This window comes from Streptomyces sp. NPDC093984, from assembly GCF_044764595.1.
Lineage (GTDB): Bacteria > Actinomycetota > Actinomycetes > Streptomycetales > Streptomycetaceae > Streptomyces > Streptomyces cynarae.
This window is the reverse complement of record NZ_JBIWIM010000001.1, coordinates 1,220,930-1,239,946: the sequence shown is the minus strand read 5'-3', so window position 1 is coordinate 1,239,946 and position 19,017 is coordinate 1,220,930. Positions and strand designations below refer to the sequence as shown.

20 protein-coding genes are annotated in these 19,017 nt (G+C 71.5%); 7 read left to right on the top strand and 13 right to left on the bottom strand.

Annotated elements, in window-relative coordinates:
• Window positions 1-2: 2 nt before the first annotated feature.
• The 13 genes from ACIRC0_RS05585 to ACIRC0_RS05525 form a co-directional block, all read right to left on the bottom strand.
• Window positions 3-836, bottom strand: coding sequence for an ABC transporter permease (locus tag ACIRC0_RS05585; RefSeq protein WP_103842448.1), 834 nt, complete (start codon window positions 834-836; stop codon window positions 3-5).
• Between the two features lie 3 nt (window positions 837-839).
• A complete protein-coding gene (locus tag ACIRC0_RS05580) occupies window positions 840-1,610 on the bottom strand; it encodes an ABC transporter permease (RefSeq protein WP_200418148.1) in 771 nt (256 codons plus the stop codon).
• Window positions 1,607-2,533 (bottom strand): ABC transporter ATP-binding protein, encoded by a 927-nt coding sequence (locus ACIRC0_RS05575; protein WP_403611573.1) that lies wholly within the window; start codon window positions 2,531-2,533, stop codon window positions 1,607-1,609. The genes ACIRC0_RS05580 and ACIRC0_RS05575 overlap by 4 nt, the downstream gene beginning before the upstream one ends.
• 132 nt (window positions 2,534-2,665) lie before the next feature.
• Entirely contained in the window at window positions 2,666-3,721 is a 1,056-nt protein-coding gene (locus ACIRC0_RS05570; RefSeq protein WP_403611570.1) for a sigma-70 family RNA polymerase sigma factor, read from the bottom strand.
• A gap of 65 nt (window positions 3,722-3,786) precedes the next feature.
• On the bottom strand, window positions 3,787-4,839 hold the full coding sequence (locus ACIRC0_RS05565; RefSeq protein ID WP_403612730.1) for a lytic transglycosylase domain-containing protein: 1,053 nt from the start codon (window positions 4,837-4,839) through the stop codon (window positions 3,787-3,789).
• 171 nt (window positions 4,840-5,010) lie between these two features.
• On the bottom strand, window positions 5,011-6,087 hold the full coding sequence (locus ACIRC0_RS05560; RefSeq protein WP_403611568.1) for a sodium:calcium antiporter: 1,077 nt from the start codon (window positions 6,085-6,087) through the stop codon (window positions 5,011-5,013).
• Between the two features lie 7 nt (window positions 6,088-6,094).
• Window positions 6,095-7,186 (bottom strand): pyrroloquinoline quinone biosynthesis protein PqqE, encoded by a 1,092-nt coding sequence (pqqE, locus tag ACIRC0_RS05555; protein WP_403611565.1) that lies wholly within the window; start codon window positions 7,184-7,186, stop codon window positions 6,095-6,097.
• On the bottom strand, window positions 7,179-7,475 hold the full coding sequence (gene pqqD, locus ACIRC0_RS05550) for a pyrroloquinoline quinone biosynthesis peptide chaperone PqqD (RefSeq protein WP_403611562.1): 297 nt from the start codon (window positions 7,473-7,475) through the stop codon (window positions 7,179-7,181). Before pqqD ends, pqqE begins: the two co-directional genes overlap by 8 nt.
• Window positions 7,441-8,136 (bottom strand): pyrroloquinoline-quinone synthase PqqC, encoded by a 696-nt coding sequence (gene pqqC, locus ACIRC0_RS05545; protein WP_403611558.1) that lies wholly within the window; start codon window positions 8,134-8,136, stop codon window positions 7,441-7,443. The genes pqqD and pqqC overlap by 35 nt, the downstream gene beginning before the upstream one ends.
• A 5-nt stretch (window positions 8,137-8,141) precedes the next feature.
• Window positions 8,142-9,026, bottom strand: a complete 885-nt coding sequence (gene pqqB / locus ACIRC0_RS05540) for a pyrroloquinoline quinone biosynthesis protein PqqB (protein ID WP_403611556.1) — start codon at window positions 9,024-9,026, stop codon at window positions 8,142-8,144.
• Between the two features lie 43 nt (window positions 9,027-9,069).
• Window positions 9,070-9,195, bottom strand: coding sequence for a pyrroloquinoline quinone precursor peptide PqqA (gene pqqA / locus ACIRC0_RS05535; protein WP_403611554.1), 126 nt, complete (start codon window positions 9,193-9,195; stop codon window positions 9,070-9,072).
• A 73-nt stretch (window positions 9,196-9,268) separates the two neighbouring features.
• On the bottom strand, window positions 9,269-10,948 hold the full coding sequence (locus ACIRC0_RS05530) for a PQQ-dependent dehydrogenase, methanol/ethanol family (RefSeq protein WP_403611551.1): 1,680 nt from the start codon (window positions 10,946-10,948) through the stop codon (window positions 9,269-9,271).
• A 54-nt stretch (window positions 10,949-11,002) separates the two neighbouring features.
• Window positions 11,003-11,452 carry an MSMEG_3727 family PQQ-associated protein gene (locus tag ACIRC0_RS05525; RefSeq protein ID WP_403611549.1) on the bottom strand — a complete coding sequence of 150 codons (450 nt, stop codon included), beginning with the start codon at window positions 11,450-11,452 and terminating at the stop codon, window positions 11,003-11,005.
• 331 nt (window positions 11,453-11,783) lie between these two features.
• Here ACIRC0_RS05525 and ACIRC0_RS05520 point away from each other — a divergent pair, with 331 nt between their 5' ends.
• The 7 genes from ACIRC0_RS05520 (at window position 11,784) to ACIRC0_RS05490 (ending at window position 18,947) form a co-directional block, all read left to right on the top strand.
• Window positions 11,784-14,804 (top strand): SpoIIE family protein phosphatase, encoded by a 3,021-nt coding sequence (locus tag ACIRC0_RS05520; protein WP_403611546.1) that lies wholly within the window; start codon window positions 11,784-11,786, stop codon window positions 14,802-14,804.
• A gap of 128 nt (window positions 14,805-14,932) precedes the next feature.
• Window positions 14,933-15,181, top strand: a complete 249-nt coding sequence (locus ACIRC0_RS05515; RefSeq protein WP_200418136.1) for a hypothetical protein — start codon at window positions 14,933-14,935, stop codon at window positions 15,179-15,181.
• Window positions 15,178-15,546, top strand: coding sequence for a helix-turn-helix domain-containing protein (locus ACIRC0_RS05510; RefSeq protein ID WP_403611542.1), 369 nt, complete (start codon window positions 15,178-15,180; stop codon window positions 15,544-15,546). Before ACIRC0_RS05515 ends, ACIRC0_RS05510 begins: the two co-directional genes overlap by 4 nt.
• 154 nt (window positions 15,547-15,700) lie before the next feature.
• Window positions 15,701-16,219 (top strand): 2-oxo-4-hydroxy-4-carboxy-5-ureidoimidazoline decarboxylase, encoded by a 519-nt coding sequence (gene uraD / locus ACIRC0_RS05505; RefSeq protein WP_403611539.1) that lies wholly within the window; start codon window positions 15,701-15,703, stop codon window positions 16,217-16,219.
• On the top strand, window positions 16,216-16,623 hold the full coding sequence (uraH, locus tag ACIRC0_RS05500; protein WP_403611536.1) for a hydroxyisourate hydrolase: 408 nt from the start codon (window positions 16,216-16,218) through the stop codon (window positions 16,621-16,623). The genes uraD and uraH overlap by 4 nt, the downstream gene beginning before the upstream one ends.
• Window positions 16,624-16,628: 5 nt before the next feature.
• Window positions 16,629-17,549 carry a factor-independent urate hydroxylase gene (gene pucL, locus ACIRC0_RS05495; protein WP_403611533.1) on the top strand — a complete coding sequence of 307 codons (921 nt, stop codon included), beginning with the start codon at window positions 16,629-16,631 and terminating at the stop codon, window positions 17,547-17,549.
• Between the two features lie 21 nt (window positions 17,550-17,570).
• The gene (locus ACIRC0_RS05490; protein WP_403611530.1) at window positions 17,571-18,947 is read left to right on the top strand and encodes an 8-oxoguanine deaminase; all 1,377 of its coding nucleotides are present in this window, start codon (window positions 17,571-17,573) and stop codon (window positions 18,945-18,947) included.
• The last annotated feature ends 70 nt before the right edge of the window (window positions 18,948-19,017 follow it).

Here is a 19,017-nt window from a genome sequence, read left to right as displayed (position 1 = left end):
GCTCACCCCGCGATCCGAACGGTCGTGTTGGCGCCCCAGATCGCGAGGCTGAGGAAGAAGTCCAGGACGTTGATCGCCACGATGGAGGTGCGCACCGCCCGGCCCACCGCGACACCGACCCCGGCCGGGCCGCCGCTCGCGTGGTAGCCGTAGTAGCAGTGCACCAGGATGATCAGCACGGCGAACACGATCACCTTGCCGAAGGACCACAGCACGTCGACGGGCGGCAGGTACTGGTGGAAGTAGTGGTCGTACGTGCCCGTCGACTGCCCGTAGTAGCCGGTCGTGATGGTGCGGGCGGCCAGGTACGACGACAGCAGCCCGATCACGTACAGCGGGATCACGGCGACGAACCCGGCGATCATGCGGGTCGTCACCAGGAACGGCAGCGAGGGCACGCCCATCACCTCCAGCGCGTCGGTCTCCTCGCTGATCCGCATCGCGCCGAGCTGGGCCGTGAAGCCGGCTCCGACCGTCGCGGACAGGGCGAGCCCGGCCACCAGTGGCGCGATCTCCCGGGTGTTGAAGTACGCCGACAGGAACGCCACGAAGTTGGAGGTGCCGAGCTGGTTGAGGGCGGCGTAGCCCTGCAGGCCGACCTCGGTGCCGGTGAAGAACGACATGAAGGCGATCACGCCGACCGTGCCGCCGACGACGGCGAGCGCGCCCCGGCCGAAGCTGACCTCGGCGAGCAGCCGCAGGATCTCCTTCTTGTAGCGGCGCAGGGTGCGGCCCGTCCACGCCAGCGAACGGCCGTAGAAGGACAGTTGGGCGCCCAGGTCTTCCAGGGAGCGCAGCGGCCGCTCGAGGAGCCGCAGGGGTCGTGGAGGTCGCATCGCTCAACCCCTCTGCGGGACGATCTGGAAGTACACCGCGGTCATCACGAAGTTCGTCACGAACAGCAACATGAAGGTGATCACCACCGACTGGTTGACGGCGTCCCCGACGCCCTTCGGGCCGCCTTTCGCGTTGAGCCCCTTGTAGGAGGCGACGATCGCGGCGATCGCCCCGAACACCAGCGCCTTGATCTCGGCCGCCCACAGGTCGGAGAGCTGCGCGAGGGTGGTGAAGGACGCCAGGTACGCGCCGGGCGTGCCGTTCTGGAGGACGACGTTGAAGAAATAGCCGCCGGCGACGCCGACGACGGACACCAGGCCGTTGAGCAGGACGGCCACCACCATGGACGCCAGCACGCGGGGAACGACGAGCCGGTGGATCGGGTCGATGCCGAGCACCTGCATCGCGTCGATCTCCTCACGGATCTTGCGCGCCCCGAGGTCCGCGCAGATCGCGGTGCCGCCCGCGCCCGCGATCAGCAGCGCGGTGACGATCGGCGACGCCTCGCGCAGCACCGCGAGCACGGAGGCGGCACCGGAGAAGGACTGCGCGCCCAACTGCCGTGTCAGGCTGCCGATCTGCAGGGCGATGACCGCCCCGAAGGGGATCGACACGAGTGCCGTGGGCAGGATGGTGACGCTCGCGACGAACCACGCCTGCTGGATGAACTCCCGCGCCTGGAACGGCCGTCGGGGCAGCGTCCGTACGACGTCCAGTGCCAGTGCGAACAGGTTGCCCGAGTGGCGCAGTGGCGCGGTGGGGGACAGGCTCATGCGCCGGCGGCCTCCTTCCGGTGCAGTGCGGCCTCGCGCCTGGCGATGGCCTCCCAGCGGGGCGGGCGGGTGATGCCCGGGCCCGGCAGCAGCCGGGGAGTCAGCTCCTGGGGCGCGCTGTCGTCCAGACGCGCCAGCTCCTGCTCGACCTGGGCGGCGTCCTTCTCCTCCGCCATGCCGATGGGCCCCTGCATCCGGCCGTTCAGGAACTGGCGCACCACGGGCTCGTCGCTGGTCAGCAGCTTTTCGCGGGGCCCGAACATCACCAGTTCGCGGCGGAACAGCAGCCCGATGTTGTCGGGGACCTGGCGGGCCGAGGCGATGTCGTGCGTGACGATCAGGAAGGTGGCGCCGGTCTGTGCGTTGAGGTCGACGATGAGCTGGTTGAGGTAGGCCACGCGCACCGGGTCGAGGCCCGAGTCCGGCTCGTCGAAGAGGATGATCTCCGGATCGAGCACCAGCGCCCGGGCGAGCCCGGCCCGCTTGCGCATGCCTCCGGAGATCTCACCGGGCAGCTTTCCCTCGGCGCCGAGCAGGCCGACCATGTCCATCTTCTCCAGCACGATCCGCCGGATCTCGGACTCGGACTTGCGGGTGTGCTCACGCAGCGGGAAGGCGATGTTGTCGTACAGGTTCATCGAGCCGAACAGCGCGCCGTCCTGGAACAGCACGCCGAACAGCTTCCGCACCTCGTACAGATCGTGCTCGCGCAGCCTGGTGATGTCCCGGCCCGCGACCTTCACCGAGCCGCGTTCGGGTCTGAGCAGCCCGACGAGTGTCTTGAGGAACACGGACTTGCCCGTGCCGGAGGGGCCGAGCATCACGGAGACCTCCCCGGCGGGCAGCGTCAGCGAGACGTCCTGCCAGATGACCTGGTGTCCGAAGGACTTGGTCAGCCCTTCCACACAGATCTCGACACCCATCCGCGCTCCACCCTTCGTCTGCGTGAGCAGCTCCGACATCTGCTCTACGGGGAGGGGCGGGGGGTCCGTCGCGAGGAAGCGGAAATTTTTCCGGACGCGTCGGCAGGGCCTGCGGCGGCGTTGCCGACGGTCCTACGGCAGCTTCACGGAAGGGGTGCCGGGCACGGGCAGCGAGGCGGACGGCAGGGAGGGAATGCCCGTCGGCACCGTCGGCACCGACGGCACCGACGGAAGCGAGGGGGCGGCGGACGGGACCGGCAGCTTCGGCACCGCGGGCACGCCGGGCGCCGACAAAGTCGGGAGCGGGGCCGACGACACCTCCGGCAGGGACGGCACGGACAGGGGCAGCGGTGAGCCGGTGCCCGGTGTGCGGGCCGTCTCCCGGCCGGCCGGCGTCCGCGTCCCGTGCGAGGCGGTGCGCGTTCGCGGCGTACGCACCCGCTCCGTGTTGTCGGTGCTGTCCGTGCGGAGCGCCTGGGCGCTGTGCGTCACCGCCGGGCGGGGGACCGGCGCCTCAGTGGCGCCCCCGCCTCCGCCCAGCGTCTGCGGCAGGACGAACCCGGCCACCACCAGCGTCGCCGCCGTCGAGGTGACCGCCACCGCCTGCGCCCTGCCGGCCCCGCGCGGCCGTCCACGCCCGAGCAGGAACAGCACGGCGCCGAGCGTCCCGGCCAGCGAGGCGCGCAGCGTCCGCCGGGCCCGGGCCAGCAGCGACTCGACGGTCCGGTAGCTCAGGCCCATCCGCACGGCCACCTGACCCACGTCCAGGTCCTCGGACTTCAGCCGCAGAGCCTCCGCCTGGCGCGCCGGCAACTCCCCGCTGCGCACGGCGAGCCACCGGGCCTCGGCCCGGTCGCACACCGCCTCGTCGACGGGCACCGGGCCCGGCGTGAGGAGCGTGGGACTGGTGCGCACCTCGGCCTCCCGGTTGACCTGCCGGTACCGGTCCACGCACAGCCGCATGGTCACCGTGGTCAGCCAGGCGCCGAGGCGCTCGTCGTCGAGGTCCGGGCGCTCCGCCGCACGCAGCATCGCCTCGTGCACCGCGTCCTCGGCGTCCTCCAGGCTCATCGACCGGCGCCGGGCCACCTTGAGCAGGTGCTCCCGGTGGCTCCACATGCGCTTCCAGCGGTCGTCGTGGGCCGCCTGTGCCTCCGCGTCCCTGGCCTCCCCTGTCTCAGCAGGCATGTCCGTCGCCATGAGGGCCCCTTTGCGCTCACCCGCCGGTCCTGTGCACCCGGCGGGTGGCGACATTACCGCCCAGTATCCGCGGTTGGGGAGGGGGCGGAGCCCATCGTGTCCGCACCGTTGCTGGTCAGCGGGCCCCCGCTGGGCAGCACCCCGGTGCCGGGCAGCCCGATGCTCGGGGTGGGCACGGGCAGCGACGGCGGCGCGTCCGTCTGCTGCGGCACCCCGGCCGTACGGGACGGGGACGGGGTGGGGGAGGGCTCGGAGGCCGTGGCCGACGGTGCCGGGGACGGTGCCGCGCCCGGGCGGTGGCCGGACGGCTTCGGCGAGGGGTGCGCCGTGCTGCCCTGCCGGGACGGCTTCGGCCCTTGCGACGCCGCGGCGCCGCCGGGCAGGTCCGGCACCACGCGGTGCCCTTGGAGGAAGTACGAGTACCACGCTCTGACCGTCCGCAGATACTCCTGCGAGTAGTTGTAGCCGAGGACGGCCCGGTCCAGTTGCGCGGGGTCCGACAGGTCCCGGCCGCCCGCGCACAGGTAGCGACCGGCCGCGAGCGCCGCGTCGAAGACGTTGTCCGGGTCGTCCCGTCCGTCACCGTTGCCGTCCGCGCCCCAGCGGGCCCAGGTGGAGGGGATGAACTGCATCGGCCCGACCGCGCGGTCGTACACCGGGTCCCCGTCGTAGGCACCCCCGTCGGTGTCCCGTACGACGGCGTAGGGACCCCCGGTCAGCCGCGGTCCGAGGATCGGTGTCACCGTCGTGCCGTCCGCCCTCACCCGGCCGCCCCACGCCTGCCCGGACTCCACCTGGCCGATCGCGGCCAGCAACTGCCAGCGCAGATGGCATCCGGGCGCGGTGCGCGCCAGCTCCGCCTCGGCGTGCCGGTAGGCGGCGAACACCGTCGCGGGCAACGCCCCCGCGCCGCCCGCCGCCGACCGCCCGTCCTGCGACCGCCCGCCCTGGTCCGGCTGCCCCGTGCGCAGCGGTGGCAGCTGGGTGCGGTACGGGGTGTCGCCGGACACGCTAGGCCCGTGCTCGGCGGGGGCGTCCGGCCGCGCGGGTTCAAAGGCCCGTGCCGCCACCGCGCCCGGTGCCTGCGAAGCGGTGAGCGCCGCCATGGCCGCCGCCGCGACCGCCGTCCCCCTGACTCCCCTGAACGCACCCCCGAACGCATGCCTGAACACTCGCCCTGCCACGGAGCACTCCCCTCCCTGTACGGATCCCTTCCTCTGCTCTACGCGGCAGGGAGGCGCGTCCGTCGCGGGAGGCGGGGCCCGCACCCGGCACCGTCAGGACGTATCGGCAGGAACCACTCCGAACCCGGTGAAACTCACGACCCAGTACACGACGTACAGCGCGAGCAGCGCGAAACCGTGCCGGCGCCTGAGCCGCCCGGTGGAGATGACATACGCCCCGAGCCCGTTCACCACGAGCAGCGCGGGCAGATGCCAGGTCAGGACGCTCCGGTCGATGACCACGCTGCCCGCCAGCAGCACGATGCCGAGCTTGCCCGTGACCGAGAAGACGACGCTGCCGATGACGTTGCCGACCCCGATCTCCGGTGCCCCCTTCCGGGCCGGTTCCACGGTCAGGAAGATGTCCTCGACCGTCAGCACCACCGTCACGATGGTCGCGCCGAAGACGGTTCCCTGAAGCCCGTACGTCTGCAGGATGCCCTTGGTGCCGATGCCGGTGATGGCGGAGCCGGTGACGAGGCCGGCCAGGGCGAGCACGGCGAGGCCGAGCCCCGTCCAGCCGGACCGTTCGCGCACCTGGGCGAGCAGCCCGCCACCCGGCGGTGCTTCCGCGCGGGTCCGTTCCGCCGTGATCGCGCAGGCGTCCGCCTCCCGGCGGACCGGTACGGCGTCCCCGGAGCCCCGGGCGAGGGAGTACGCCTCGTACAGCTCCGCGTCCCGGAACACCGGTGTGTCGTCCCGCGACTCCCGTACCGCCACATAGACGAGGAACAGCGCGAACAGCCCGAGGAGCGCGACGCCGTCCAGGGCGGTGAGCGGCGCGGTCAGCGCGCACACGGCCATCACGAGGGGCGCGCAGGCGAAGATCAGGACGTAGTCGCGCGGAATGGTGACGCGGGTGGGCGTGAGGATCGCGGCGAGGGCCAGCACCACTCCCGTCATGGACAGCGCGGTCCCGATCACCACGCCCAGTGCCACCCCGCCGAGGTCCTCGACGTTGAGCGCGACGCCGAGCACGATGTCGTCGAACTCGATGCCCGTGAAGACGACGGACACCAGGAACAGGGAGATGTGGAAGCCGCTCGCGATCCCGACGAGCCGTCGGATCAGCTGCTCGGCGCTGAACACCAGCAGGGCCGCCCCGGCGACGAACAGCAGGATCGAGGCCACGGCGGACTCACACCGGACGGCCCGGATGCGGCCGGGGCGCAAGGACGTGCTCCCGCCGCCCGGCCCTCTCGTCGGCGGCCCGCACCGCCGCGGCCACGATCCCGTGGTCGGGGGACAGCCGGCACACCGGGTCGGTGCGGGCGGCGTCGCCGGTGAGCAGGAACGCCTGGCAGCGGCACCCGCCGAAGTCGACCTCGCGGCGCGGGCAGCTCCGGCAGGGCTCCGGCATCCAGTCCGTGCCGCGGAAGCGCTGGAACAGCGGTGAGCTCTCCCAGATCCATGCCAGGGAGTGCTCGCGCACACTGGCGCGGGGCAGCGGCAGCGCGTGCGCGGGCGGGCAGGGCAGCACATCCCCGTTCGGGACCACGGTGAGCTGCCGCCGGCCCCAGCCGCCCATGCAGGGCTTCGGGTACTGCCCGTGGTAGTCGGGGAGGACGTAGATGATCTCCATCCGGTCCCTGAGGCGTATCCGTGCCGCCCGCACCACCGGCTCGGCGCGCGCCAGCTGGGCCGTGCTGGGCAGCAGCGCCTCCTTGTTGCGCCAGGCCCAGCCGTAGTACTGGGTGTTGGCCAGCTCGACGCGATCGGCGGCCAGTTCCTCGGCGAGGGCGAGGATGCGGTCGACGCGGTCGATGTTGTGCCGATGGAGCACCACGTTGATGGTGAGGGGCCAGCCCAGGTCCTTCACCAGCCGGGCCGCCGCCGTCTTGCGGGCGAAGGACGGCGTTCCGGCGATGCGGTCGGACAGCGCCGGCTCGTCGGCCTGGATGCTGATCTGCACATGGTCCAGGCCCGCGGCGCGCAGCTGCTCGGCACGGCGGGGCGTCAGGCCGGCCGCACTGGTGATCAGGTTGGTGTACAGCCCGAGGTCACCGGCGTGGCGCACGAGCTCGACGAGGTCGCGGCGCACCAGCGGCTCACCACCGGACAGGTGCAGCTGCAGCACCCCGAGACCGGCGGCCTCGGTCATCACCCGCCGCCACTCCTCGGTCGTCAGCTCGTCCCCGAAGTCGCCGAGGTTCAGCGGGTTGGAGCAGTACGGGCAGTGCAGCGGGCACGCGTAGGTGAGTTCGGCCAGCAGCCCGAGCGGTTTATCCATCGCCGACCTCCACGCATCGCCGGGCGGCGAGCCGGGCCAGGAACAGCCGGACCTCGTCGCCGGCCACATGGGCGTACCGCCCGCTGAGCTCAGCGACGATCTGGGTGACCGTCCGCTCGCCGTCGCACAGGTCCAGGATCGCCGCGCCGGTGCGGTTCAGGACGGAGACCGCCTCCGGCGCGAGCAGCACATGCCGCCCGCGCGCCGGGTCGTAGGCCAGCCGGACGTGCGGCGCGAGGCGGGGACGGTCCGTGTCACCGACCGTCCGCACAGGCCCGTTCGATGGCATCGAGCATGCTCCACAGGACGTCGCACTTGAAGGACAGGGCGGCCAGGGCGCCCGCCCGCTCCGCCGGGCTTCCGCAGTACGCCGTCACCACCTGCAGGGCGTGCTCGGCGTCGCGGGGGGCCTGGCTCAGGCGGGACCGGAAGTAGGCGAGCCCCGCGCGGTCGATCCACGGATAGTGGCGTTCGAACGCGGTGAGCCGTTCGGCCATCAGGTCCGGCGCGAACAACTCGGTCAGCGAGGACGCCACCGCCTCGGTCCACGGCCGGGTCCGGGCGAAGGTGACGTAGGCGTCGACGGCGAACCGCACCCCGGGGACTACGTGCCGTCCGTCCCCCATCTCCTCCCGCGTCAGCCCCAGCGCCTCGCCCAGACGCAGCCAGGCCTCGATACCGCCCTCGCCGTCCGCGGTGCCGTCCTGGTCGACGATGCGCAGGATCCAGCGGCGGCGCACCTCGCGATGAGGGCAGTTGGCGAGGATCGCGGCGTCCTTGCGGGGCAGGTTCTCCTGGTAGTAGAAGCGGTTGGCCGCCCACGCCTGGAGCTCCCGGCGGGTCAGCGCGCCCTCGTTCATCGCCCGGTGGAAGGGATGCCGGTCGTGGTAGCGGCGGGACTGCGCGCGCAGCGCCGCCACGAATTCGTCGGTTTCCGTCGCCGTCGCCATGGCCCTCAGATCCACAGGTCCAGCCCGTCCACGGCGACCTCCATGCCGTGTCGCTCGACGGCGCGCCGCTCCGGCGAGTCCTCGAGCAGGACGGGGTTGGTGTTGTTCAGATGGGTGTAGATCGTGCGCTCGACGGGGAGCGGGGACAGCTGCTGCAGGCTGCCGCCGGGGCCGGAGATGGGCACGTGGCCCATCTCCCGCGCGGTCCGGCGCCCCCTGCCGAGCCGGATCAGCTCGTCGTCGTCCCAGCACGTGCCGTCGACCAGCAGACAGGCGCAGTCCGCGAGTCGGTCGCGCACCTCCGGGGTGAGCTCCTGCACGCAGGGCAGGTACACCAGGGCCCGGCCACTGCGCTCGTCGGTCAGGCGGTAGCCGACGACACGCCCCTGTCCGGCCCCGTCGTCGGAGCCGAAGCGTGCCCGTTTCCTCGTGGGCACGTCGAACGCCCGGTACGACAACCCCTCCGTGAGCGGTACGTCGGTCTCCGGCTCGACCGGGTGCCAGGTGACCGGGCAGTAGGCGAGGAGCGTCCGCAGCAGCGAGGTCCCGTCGTACAGCGTGTCCTGCACCGCCTTGGTGGCGTGCAGCTCGATGGCCTCCGCCTCCCGGAGCAACAGCAGACCGAGCGTGTGGTCGAGTTCGGCATCGGTGAGCACGACGACCAGCCCGGCGGTCGGGCGCAGCTCGGGGAACGACTCGATCTGCGCCCGGACGTCCGGAGAGGCGTTGAACAGGAACCAGACCCGCCCGTCGGGGCTCACGGCGATCGACGACTGGGTGCGCGCACGGCACGGCCGCGAGCCGTCCCGCACCGCACGGCACGGCGGGCAGGTGCAGTTCCACTGGGGGAAACCGCCCCCGGCCGCCGAACCCAGCACGCGCACCCACACGTCGATCCACCGTCCTCCCGGTGCCCGGCGCGTCGCACCGCCGTCATCCGCCGTCGGGCTCCCACACGCCCATGTAGGCGGTCACCTCGGCGGACACGCTGATCTCCTCGAACACAGGGGTCTCCCACTCGTCCAGGCGCGCCTGGTCGATGACGCTCTCCCGGTCCATGGCTGTCACCTCCTCCTGTGTCTCGCGTTCCCTGACGTCCTCGGTCGCAGGCAGCGCAGCGGAGGCCGTTGCGCTACTGCGGAAGTGCGAAGGCGAACACCGCGTCGCCGTGGGAGGCGCCGAGCATCGCGGGCACGATCCCCTCGATCCAGCTGCCCCAGCCGACCGGCACGGCGATGAACTGCCTTCCGTCGACGCTGTAGGTCGTCGGACTGCTGTGGTGGCCGCTTCCCGTCTGGAACTCCCACAGCGGCTCCCCGGTGCGCGCGTGGAACGCCGTGAACTCCCCGGACGGCCTGCCGACGAACACCAGGTCTCCCGCCGTCGCCAGCGCCGACGCGCTCATCGGCGTCTCGTTGCGCCACCGCCACACCTCCTCGCCCGTGGCGGCGGAGATGGCCTTCACGAACCCCTGCATGTCGTCGGCGTCCACCGTGACGCTCGCGCCCCAGTAGGGGATGCTCTCCTTGAACTCCCGGTGGCGCAGGGTGACTTCGGAGCCGACGTCCTGCACCGGCACGTAGAACATCTCCGTGCGCGGGCTGTACGCCGCGTGCGTCCACTCCTTGGCCCCGGCGGGACCCGGCCAGAAGTGAACCGGCTCGCCCTCCTTGTCCGGGACCACCTTGGGCGTCACCCGGCCGTCGCGGTCGATCTCGCCCCAGGTGATGCGCTCGCCGAAGGGCGTGATCCGGACCCGCTCACCGTTCCTGCGGTCCAGCGTGAAGAGGTATCCGTTCTTGTCGAAGTGGGCCAGCAGCTTCTGCCCGTCCAGGTCGTAGAGGATGCACTCCATGTTGCTGTCGTAGTCCCACACGTCGTGCGGGGTGCACTGGTAGTGCCAGCGGATCTCGCCGTTGTCGGGATCCAGGGCGATGATGCTGTCCGTGTAGAGGTTGTCGCCCTCACGCGCGGCCCCGTCGAAGTCGGGTGCCGGATTGCCGGTCCCCCAGTAGACGAGGTTCAGCTCCGGGTCGTAGGTGCCGGTGACCCAGGCGTTGCCGCCGCCGCGCGCCCAGGCCGGGCCCTCCGGCCAGGTGTCCGACCCCGGCTCGCCGGGCTTGGGCACCGTGTAGGTGCGCCAGGCGCGCTCCCCGGTCTCGATGTAGTAGGCGTCGAGGTGACCCCGGACTCCGAACTCCCCGCCCGAGCTGCCCACGATGATCTTGTCCTTCACGACGAGGGGAGCGACCGTGGCGCTCTCGGCCGCCCGTACGTCACCGTTCGTCGTGTCCCAGACGAGCTCGCCCGAGACGGCGTCGAGGGCGATCACATGGGCGTTCAGCGTGGTGGCGAAGACCTTCCCGTGCGCGACCGCGACCCCGCGGTTGACGTTGCCGCAGCAGAGGGAGACGTCGAAGGGGATCGCGTGCTTGTACTGCCACAGTTGCCGCCCGGTCCGGGCGTCGACGGCCCAGACCCAACCGTCCCAGCCGGAGAGGTACATGACCCCGTCCACGACGATCGGAGCGGCTTCGAAGGCGTAGGTCGACTGGCCCGCGTGGAAGCCGGACGAGCCGAACTGGAACACCCAGGCGGGAGTGAGGCGCTGGACGTTCTCGGTGTTGATCTGGTCCAGCGGACTGAACCGCTGCCCGTCGTAGGCACCGTAGTAGGTCAGCCAGTTCTGCGGCTCCGAGCGCGCCTGGAGAATGCGTTCATAGGTGACGTCCTGCACCACCGGAGGCGCAGTGCCGACCATGGTGCTCAATGCGGCGAAATTGATGGCAGGCGGCGCGTCGATGTACTCCATGGGATCCTCCTTGCCGACCCGGCGGTCACCGGGCGGCCTTTTCCCCGGCGGTTTCTACGGCCGTGGCTGTTCCGGGCGGTCGAGGCGGGCCTCCTGGGGGACATCCCCCATCACGGCGATCACCCCGACGAGGCCGCGCCCCTCGTCGTTGCCGACGTTGGAACCGAACCAGTAATAACCGGGGCCGTCCAGGTTGAGCACGGTCTTCCCCCGTGAGTACACCGGAAGCCACATCCATTTGCTGTCGCCGTTGCTCGGCAGGAGCGCGCAGTGTGTGTTCGTGTCGTCGTTGAAGAGTTCGATCTCCAGCTCGCCCGCATGGGGCATGACGACGATGGAGGGCTCCCACATCAGCTCGTCGGGCGGAATCCGCACATCGGCGTGCAGACGGCCGTCGGGACCTTCCTCGGCCCGCCCTAGGCCACCGTGGGCGAGGAGCCGGCCCAGCGTCGCCTTGTTCTGCCCGTACAGCTCGGGCAGTTCCTGCTCGGCTCTGGTCGTCATCGGCCCGGCCTCCTGTTTGCGTTGGATTTGAGCTCACTGTTGTGGTAACCGTCGGCGCATGGTACAAAACGCTCCCAGCGTAATTCGCGGAATTTCCGGGAATTCTTGCGAATTCCCGCTCGGAGGCGCATCATATGCAACGTCGATTTCGAGTCCGGGTGGCACCGGTGGGGGTTGGTGCAATGGCAGGCCCGGAGAGGTGATCACGGCCTCCCGCGAGCGGTCCCTCGCCCGTGCTGCTGCCGATATCTCCTGCGTGCGCCCTTTGCGTCCCATGTTTTTCGATGTTGTGATTCGCGGCATAATAGGGCTACGGTAAAGGGCTGGGAGCATGCCCTCCGTGAGGGAAGTGAGCGCGGTGTCCGTCGCCTGGGACGACATCGGCGGTCTCGTCGATGCCCATGAGCGTTTTCTTGCCGGCGCGCGAGTCGACACGGACGTACGGGGTTCGGTGCTCGAATCCTGGCAGCGTTGCAGGTTCCAGGGGGTGCAGCCACATCGCCTCCTGGTGCCCTACGCCGCGGACCTGGCGCTGGACGACCGTCTCCTGCGCGCGGCCGACCCCGTCCTGAAGGACCTCACCACGTCGCTCGCCAACGTGAGCATGGCGATCGCGTTCAGCGACGCGCGGGCCCGCATGATCCAGCGGCACGGCGGTGACCGGCACTTGCGCGAGCGCCTCGACGCGGTGAACTTCGCCCCGGGGTTCGACGCTTCGGAGCGGGCCGCCGGCACCAACGGCGTCGGCACCGCCCTGGCCGGGCGTGGCCCGATCTACGTGGTCGGCCGTGAACACTTCGCCGACTGCCTGCAGCCCTTCGCTTGTGCGGGTGCACCGATCCGCGACCCGCTCAGCGGGCGCATCGAGGCCGTGCTCGACCTCACCTGTCTGCGGGAGGACGGCGACCCGGCGATGCTCCGGCTGGTGCGACAGGCCGCCCGCGACATCGAGGGACGGCTGCTGGAGCAGGCCACGGAACGCGAACAGGCCCTGCTCGCCGCGTACCGGCGTGCCTGCCGCGACATGGGCGGCTCCGTCGGCTGGCCACGGCAGCCCGAGCGCGTGGGGAACGGGTTTCCCGACGGCGGCACCCTCAGCCGGATCGACTTGGCGGTGCTGCGGGAGAAGGCCGAGGAGCTGATCGCTTCGCCGCAGCGCACCCTCGACGAGGTGGCCCTCTCCGGCGGACGCGTAGCCACGTTGCTGCGCCGCCAGGTCATGGGAGCGGCCGGTGAGAGCGGAGTGGTCGTCGAGGCCCGTGTCCACGGCGGCCCGCACCTGCGCCACGTCGAACTCGCCGCACCGTCGGAGCCGGCACCGTTCACCGCCCCCAGCGCGTTCACTCCGCCCGCGCCGACCGCGTTCACCCAGCCCGCCCCCGGCGCGTTCACCCCGTCCACCTCCGCCGCGTTCACCCCGCCCGCTCCGACCGCGTTCACTCCGTCCGTCGCCACCAGGGACACGAGCGCAGCACCTCCGGTCCTCCTGCGCGCCGCCGCCCCGGCGCCCGCGGGGACCGCCCCACCACCGACGCAAACCGCTCCGCCGCCGCCCGCCCCCACCGAGGCGGGCCCGCGGCCCCGTGCGGACGAGGACGAGAGCGGTACCGGCGCCGAGGGCTGGCTGCTCCTCGTCGGTGAGCCCGGCGTCGGCCGCCTGGCGGTCCTGGCCCGCAAGCGCCTGGAGCTGCTGCACGACGCCAGCGTGCGCATCGGCACCACCCTGGACGTCACCCGCACCGCGGAGGAGCTGGCGGAGGTGACCGTCCCCCGGTTCGCCGACCTGGCGGTCGTCGACCTGCCCGACTCCGTGCTGCTCGGAGAGGAGCCGGGGTCGCTCGGCGGTCACACCCCGCTGCGCCGGGTCGCGCTCGGCAGCGTGCGCGAGGAACTGCCCGTGTACGGCATCGGCGACCTCGTCCAGTACGTGCCGTCCACCCCGCAGGTCCGCTGCCTGGAGACCGGGCAGTCCGTGCTCGAACCCGTCCTGTCCGAGGCCCAGGGCTGGATCGCCCAGGATCCGGCGCGGTTCGGGCGGGCGCTGACCGAGGGCATCCACTCCCTGATCACCGTGCCCCTGCGGGCCCGCGGCACGATCCTCGGCGTGGTGAGCTTCTACCGTTCCGAGAAGCCCACCCCCTTCGAGGACGACGACCTGTCCCTCGCTCAGGAACTGGCCGGCCGCGCGGCGATCTCCATCGACAACGCCCGCCGCTACACGCGCGAGCACAACACCGCCCTCGCCCTGCAGCGCAGTCTGCTGCCCCGGGGCCGGCCCGAGCAGAACGCCATCGAGGTCGCCTACCGCTATCTGCCCGCGCAGGCCGGGGTCGGCGGCGACTGGTTCGACGTCATCCCGCTGTCCGGCGCCCGGGTGGCCCTGGTGGTCGGCGACGTCGTCGGGCACGGGCTGCACGCCGCGGCCACCATGGGCCGGCTGCGCACCGCCGTGCACAACTTCTGCTCCCTGGACCTGCCGCCCGACGACCTCCTCACCCACCTCGACGACCTGGTCGGGCGCCTGGACCGGGGCGAGGGCTGGGCTGTGGAGCCCACCTACCCGGACGCCGGGATCGTCGGCGCCACCTGTCTGTACGCCGTCTACGACCCGGTGTCCCGGCGGTGCACCCTCACCCGGGCCGGTCACCCGGTCCCCGCGGTCGTCGGCCCCGACGGCGGCGTGGACTTCGTCGACCTGCCGTCGGGCCCGCCGCTCGGGCTCGGCGGGACGCCGTTCGAGACGGTCGAGCTGGAGCTGGCCGAGGGCAGCCAACTGGTGCTCTACACCGACGGTCTGATCGAGGACCGGGTCCGGGACATCGACACCGGCCTGGACAAGCTCCGCAGCGTCCTGGCCTGCCCCGGCCGGGCGCCGGAGGACACCTGCGAGGCCGTCCTCGACGCCCTGCTGCCGTCCCGGCCGAGCGACGACGTGGCCCTGCTCGTGGCCCGGACGCACGCGCTCGGCCCGGAGCGGGTCGCCGAGTGGGAGTTCCCCAGCGATCCGGCGGTCGTCTCCCGGGCGCGTGAGGCGGTCACCGGCCAGATGTCCGCCTGGGGCCTGGACGAACTCGGCTACACCACCGAGCTGGTCGCCAGCGAGCTGGTCACCAACGCCATCCGGCACGCCACCGGCCCCGTCCAGCTGCGCCTCCTTCGGGACCGCGCGCTGATCTGCGAGGTCTCCGACGGCAGCAGCACCTCTCCCCGGCTGCGGCGTGCCCGGAACGAGGACGAGGGCGGCCGCGGACTGTTCCTCGTCGCGCAGCTCACCGAGCGCTGGGGAACCCGCTACACCACCGACGGCAAGATCATCTGGACCGAACAGACCCTGGAACAGCCGCTGCCCTGACCGCCCTCCGCGACCGCCGTCCACGGCGGCCCCGCTTCCGTTAGAGTCGCTGCCGGGCGTGCCCCCGCAACGGGCGGTCCTGGTGAAGGCGCAGGTCGGGCGCAGGTCAGTCGGTGGTTGGGGGCAGTATGCGTTTGAGGGTGGAGTTCACGACCGAGCCCTTCGACCTCGATGAGGCGCCCGCGCACGCGCTGGTGGCCCGCGATGTCATCGGGGCCGCCGATCTGGACGCCGTGGACGTCGGCCCGTTCGGCAACACCGCGGAGGGCCGCGCCGACGCCGTGCTCACCGCCGTCGACGCACTGCTGCGCAAGACCCTCCAGGCCGGAGCCACCCGGATCTCGCTGCAGGTCAACGTGATCGGGGAGGACAAGTGACCGGCACCGGGGACGAGCCGTTCATCACGGCCGTGAAACCGCTGGTCGACGCCATGGGGGGTGAGATGCTGCCCCCGGACCAGGCCGGCCCCGACGACGTGGTGCTCGTCTGGGAGGGCGCCGACGCCGTCGCCGTACGCCTGCCGCAGCTCGCCGACTCGCTGGATCACATCCTGGCCGCCATGGAGCGCAAGCGCGGCAAACCCCTCTCCGAACTGGACCGCAAGGCCAAGCAGGAGGTCGTGCGGACCCTGGAGGCGCGCGGCGCGTTCGCCGTGCGCCACGGAGTGGAGACCGTCGCGAGCGCGCTCGGCGTCAGCCGGTTCACCGTCTACAACTACCTCAACCGCGAGAAGGAGTCCTGACGGGCCCTCGCGCCGGTGAGCCGCTCGGCCCGCGGGCCGGTGAGCGGCTCACTCCTGCTTTTGACCCCGAATTTTCAACAAACTGTTGACCGTGTGGGGGCGGAGGGCGTTAGCTGTTCGCAGCCGCTCAAGGACCAAGGCCACGGAGGCACCCGTGACGTCCACTCCCACGCCGCCGGGCCTCGCCCGCTTCAACGCCCTGGAAGGACCCGCGGCCCGCGCCGCCCTCCACGAGGTGTGCACGTCCACGGCCTGGGCCGGACGGCTGCTCGCCGGGCGCCCCTACGCCACCGCCGAGGACCTCTACTCCGCGAACGACGCCGCCATGGCGGAGCTGACCACCGCGGATCTCGAGGAGGCCATGGCCGGGCACCCGCCGATCGGCCGGCCCGAGCCGGGCGATCCCGCCTCGGCACGTGAGCAGCGGGGCATGACCGGCGCCTCCGACGAGCTCAAGGCGGAGATGCTCGAGCTGAACCTGGCGTACCAGGAGAGGTTCGGCCACGTCTTCCTGATCTGCGCGACCGGGAAGACCGGCGAGCAGATGAGGGACGCGGTCAAGGAGCGGATCGGCAACGCGCCGGAGCAGGAACGGGAGATCGTCCGCACCGAACTGGGCAAGATCAACCGCATCCGGCTGGCACGCATCGTCGAAGAGGGCGACCACGCATGAGCAATCGCACCACCGCCTCCGTGTCCACGCACATCCTGGACACCAGCATCGGCCGCCCCGCGACGGGCGTCGCCGTCCGCCTCTCCGCCCGTCCCGGCCGGGACGCGGACTGGCAGGCGCTCGGCGGCTCCGCGACCGATGCGGACGGCCGGTGCAAGGACCTTCCGGCCCTGCCGGAGGGAACGACCCACGTACGGCTCGACTTCGCGGTCGAGGCGTACTTCGAGAGGTCCGACAGCAAGCAAGCCGATGCGCAGCAGGACGCCCCCGCGAATCGGGACAGCGGTGCACGAGGAGCGTTCTTCCCGGAAGTGACGGTGACGTTCGCCGTCGCGCCGGGCGAGCACTACCACGTACCGCTGCTGCTCACCCCGTTCGGCTACTCCGTTTACCGAGGGAGCTAGCACACATGGCAGCAGTCAATTCCCGCCCGGCCCGCCCCGTGCTGGGACAGAACCAGTACGGCAAGGCCGAGAACCGGGTCGTCAGGATCACGCGGGACGGCGCCACCCACCACATCAAGGACCTCAACGTCTCGGTGTCGCTGAGCGGAGACATGGACGAGGTCCACTACTCGGGGTCCAACGCGAACGTGCTGCCGACCGACACCACCAAGAACACGGTGTACGCGTTCGCCAAGGAGCACGGCGTCGACTCCGCCGAGCAGTTCGGCATCCACCTCGCCCGCCACTTCGTGACCTCGCAGGAACCGATTCACCGGGCCCGCATCCGCATCGAGGAGTACGCCTGGGACCGGATCGAGCACTCAGGGAAGGGCGCGCACTCCTTCGTCCGCACAGGCCGGGAGACCCGCCTGACGCAGATCACCTACGACGGCTCGTCCTGGGAGGTGGTCTCCGGCCTGAAGGACCTGACGGTGATGAACTCCACCGACTCCGAGTTCTGGGGCTACGTCAAGGACAAGTACACGACGCTGCCCGAGGCCCACGACCGCATCCTGGCCACCTCCGTCACCGGCCGCTGGCGCTTCAACTGGACCGATGACGCCCAGGAGGCGCCGGACTGGGAGACGTCCTACGAGGAGACGAAGAAGCACCTGCTCCAGGCCTTCGCCGAGACCTACTCCCTCTCCCTGCAGCAGACGCTGTACCAGATGGGCGCCCGCATCATCGAGCATCGCGCCGAGATCGACGAGGTCCGCTTCTCGCTCCCGAACAAGCACCACTTCCTGGTGGACCTGGAGCCGTTCGGGCTGAAGAACGACAACGAGGTGTACTTCGCCGCCGACCGCCCCTACGGCCTGATCGAGGCCACCGTCCTGCGGGACGGGTGCGAGGCGCGGATCCCGGTGGACCTCACCAACCTGTGACGGAAGCGAGAACCACGAACCATGACAGCCCAGCGCACCGTCATCGAGAACTGCGCCCTCGCGACCGTCGACGCGCACGACACCGAGTACGCGAGCGGACACGTCGTCATTGCCGGCAACCGCATCGAGGCGGTCGGCCCGGGCGCGGCCCCCGAGGGCCTGGAGAACGTCGTGCGCCGCATCGACGCGACCGGCCACCTCGTCACCCCGGGCCTGGTCAACACCCATCACCACTTCTACCAGTGGATCACCCGGGGGCTGGCCACCGACCACAACCTGTTCGACTGGCTCGTCGCGCTGTACCCGACGTGGGCGCGCATCGACGAGCAGATGGTGTACGCGGCGGCCCAGGGGTCGCTCGCGATGATGGCCCGCGGCGGTGTCACCACGGCCATGGACCACCACTACGTCTTCCCGAGGGGCTCCGGCGACCTGTCCGGCGCGATCATCCGCGCCGCCCGCGAGATGGGAGTCCGCTTCACCCTCGCCCGAGGCTCGATGGACCGGGGCGAGTCCGACGGCGGCCTGCCGCCGGACTTCGCCGTCGAGACGCTTCAGGGCGCGCTGGCCGCCACGGAGGCGACCGTCGACGAGCACCACGACCCCTCCTTCGACGCCATGACGCAGGTGGCCGTGGCCCCCTGCTCGCCCTTCTCGGTGTCGACCGAACTCCTGCGGCAGGGAGCGGAGCTGGCGCGCAGGAAGGGCGTACGGCTGCACACCCACGGCTCGGAGACGGTGGAGGAGGAGAAGTTCTGCCACGAGTTGTTCGGCATGGGCCCGACCGACTACTTCGAGTCCACCGGCTGGCTCGGCGAGGACGTGTGGATGGCGCACTGCGTCCACATGAACGACTCCGACATCGCCGCCTTCGCCCGGACGAGGACGGGGGTCGCCCACTGCCCGTCCTCCAACGCCCGCCTGGCCGCCGGTATCGCCCGCGTACCCGACATGCTCGCCGCCGGCGTCCCGGTGGGCCTCGGTGTGGACGGCACCGCCTCCAACGAGTCCGGCGAACTCCACACCGAACTGCGCAACGCACTCCTCATCAACCGTCTGGGCGCCCACCGGGAAGCCGCCCTGAACGCCCGGCAGGCGCTGCGCCTCGGCACCTACGGCGGCGCCCAGGTGCTGGGCCGCGCACAGGAGATCGGCTCCCTGGAGCCGGGCAAGCTGGCCGACCTGGTGCTCTGGCGGATGGACACGCTCGCCCACTCCTCGATCGCCGACCCGGTGACGGCGCTGGTCCTCGGCGCGGCGGCACCGGTCACCGCCTCCTTCGTGAACGGCCGCCAGATCGTGGAGCACGGCAGGCTGCTGACCGCCGACGAGGACGCCATCGCCCGCTCCACGCGGGACGAGGCCCGGCGCCTGGCGCGGATCGCCGAACAGGGCTGAGTGCCTGTCGAAGACTCCGGCCGGGAGGGACGGCTCCCGGCCGGTGGCCGTGACCCCGAACGGGGACCAC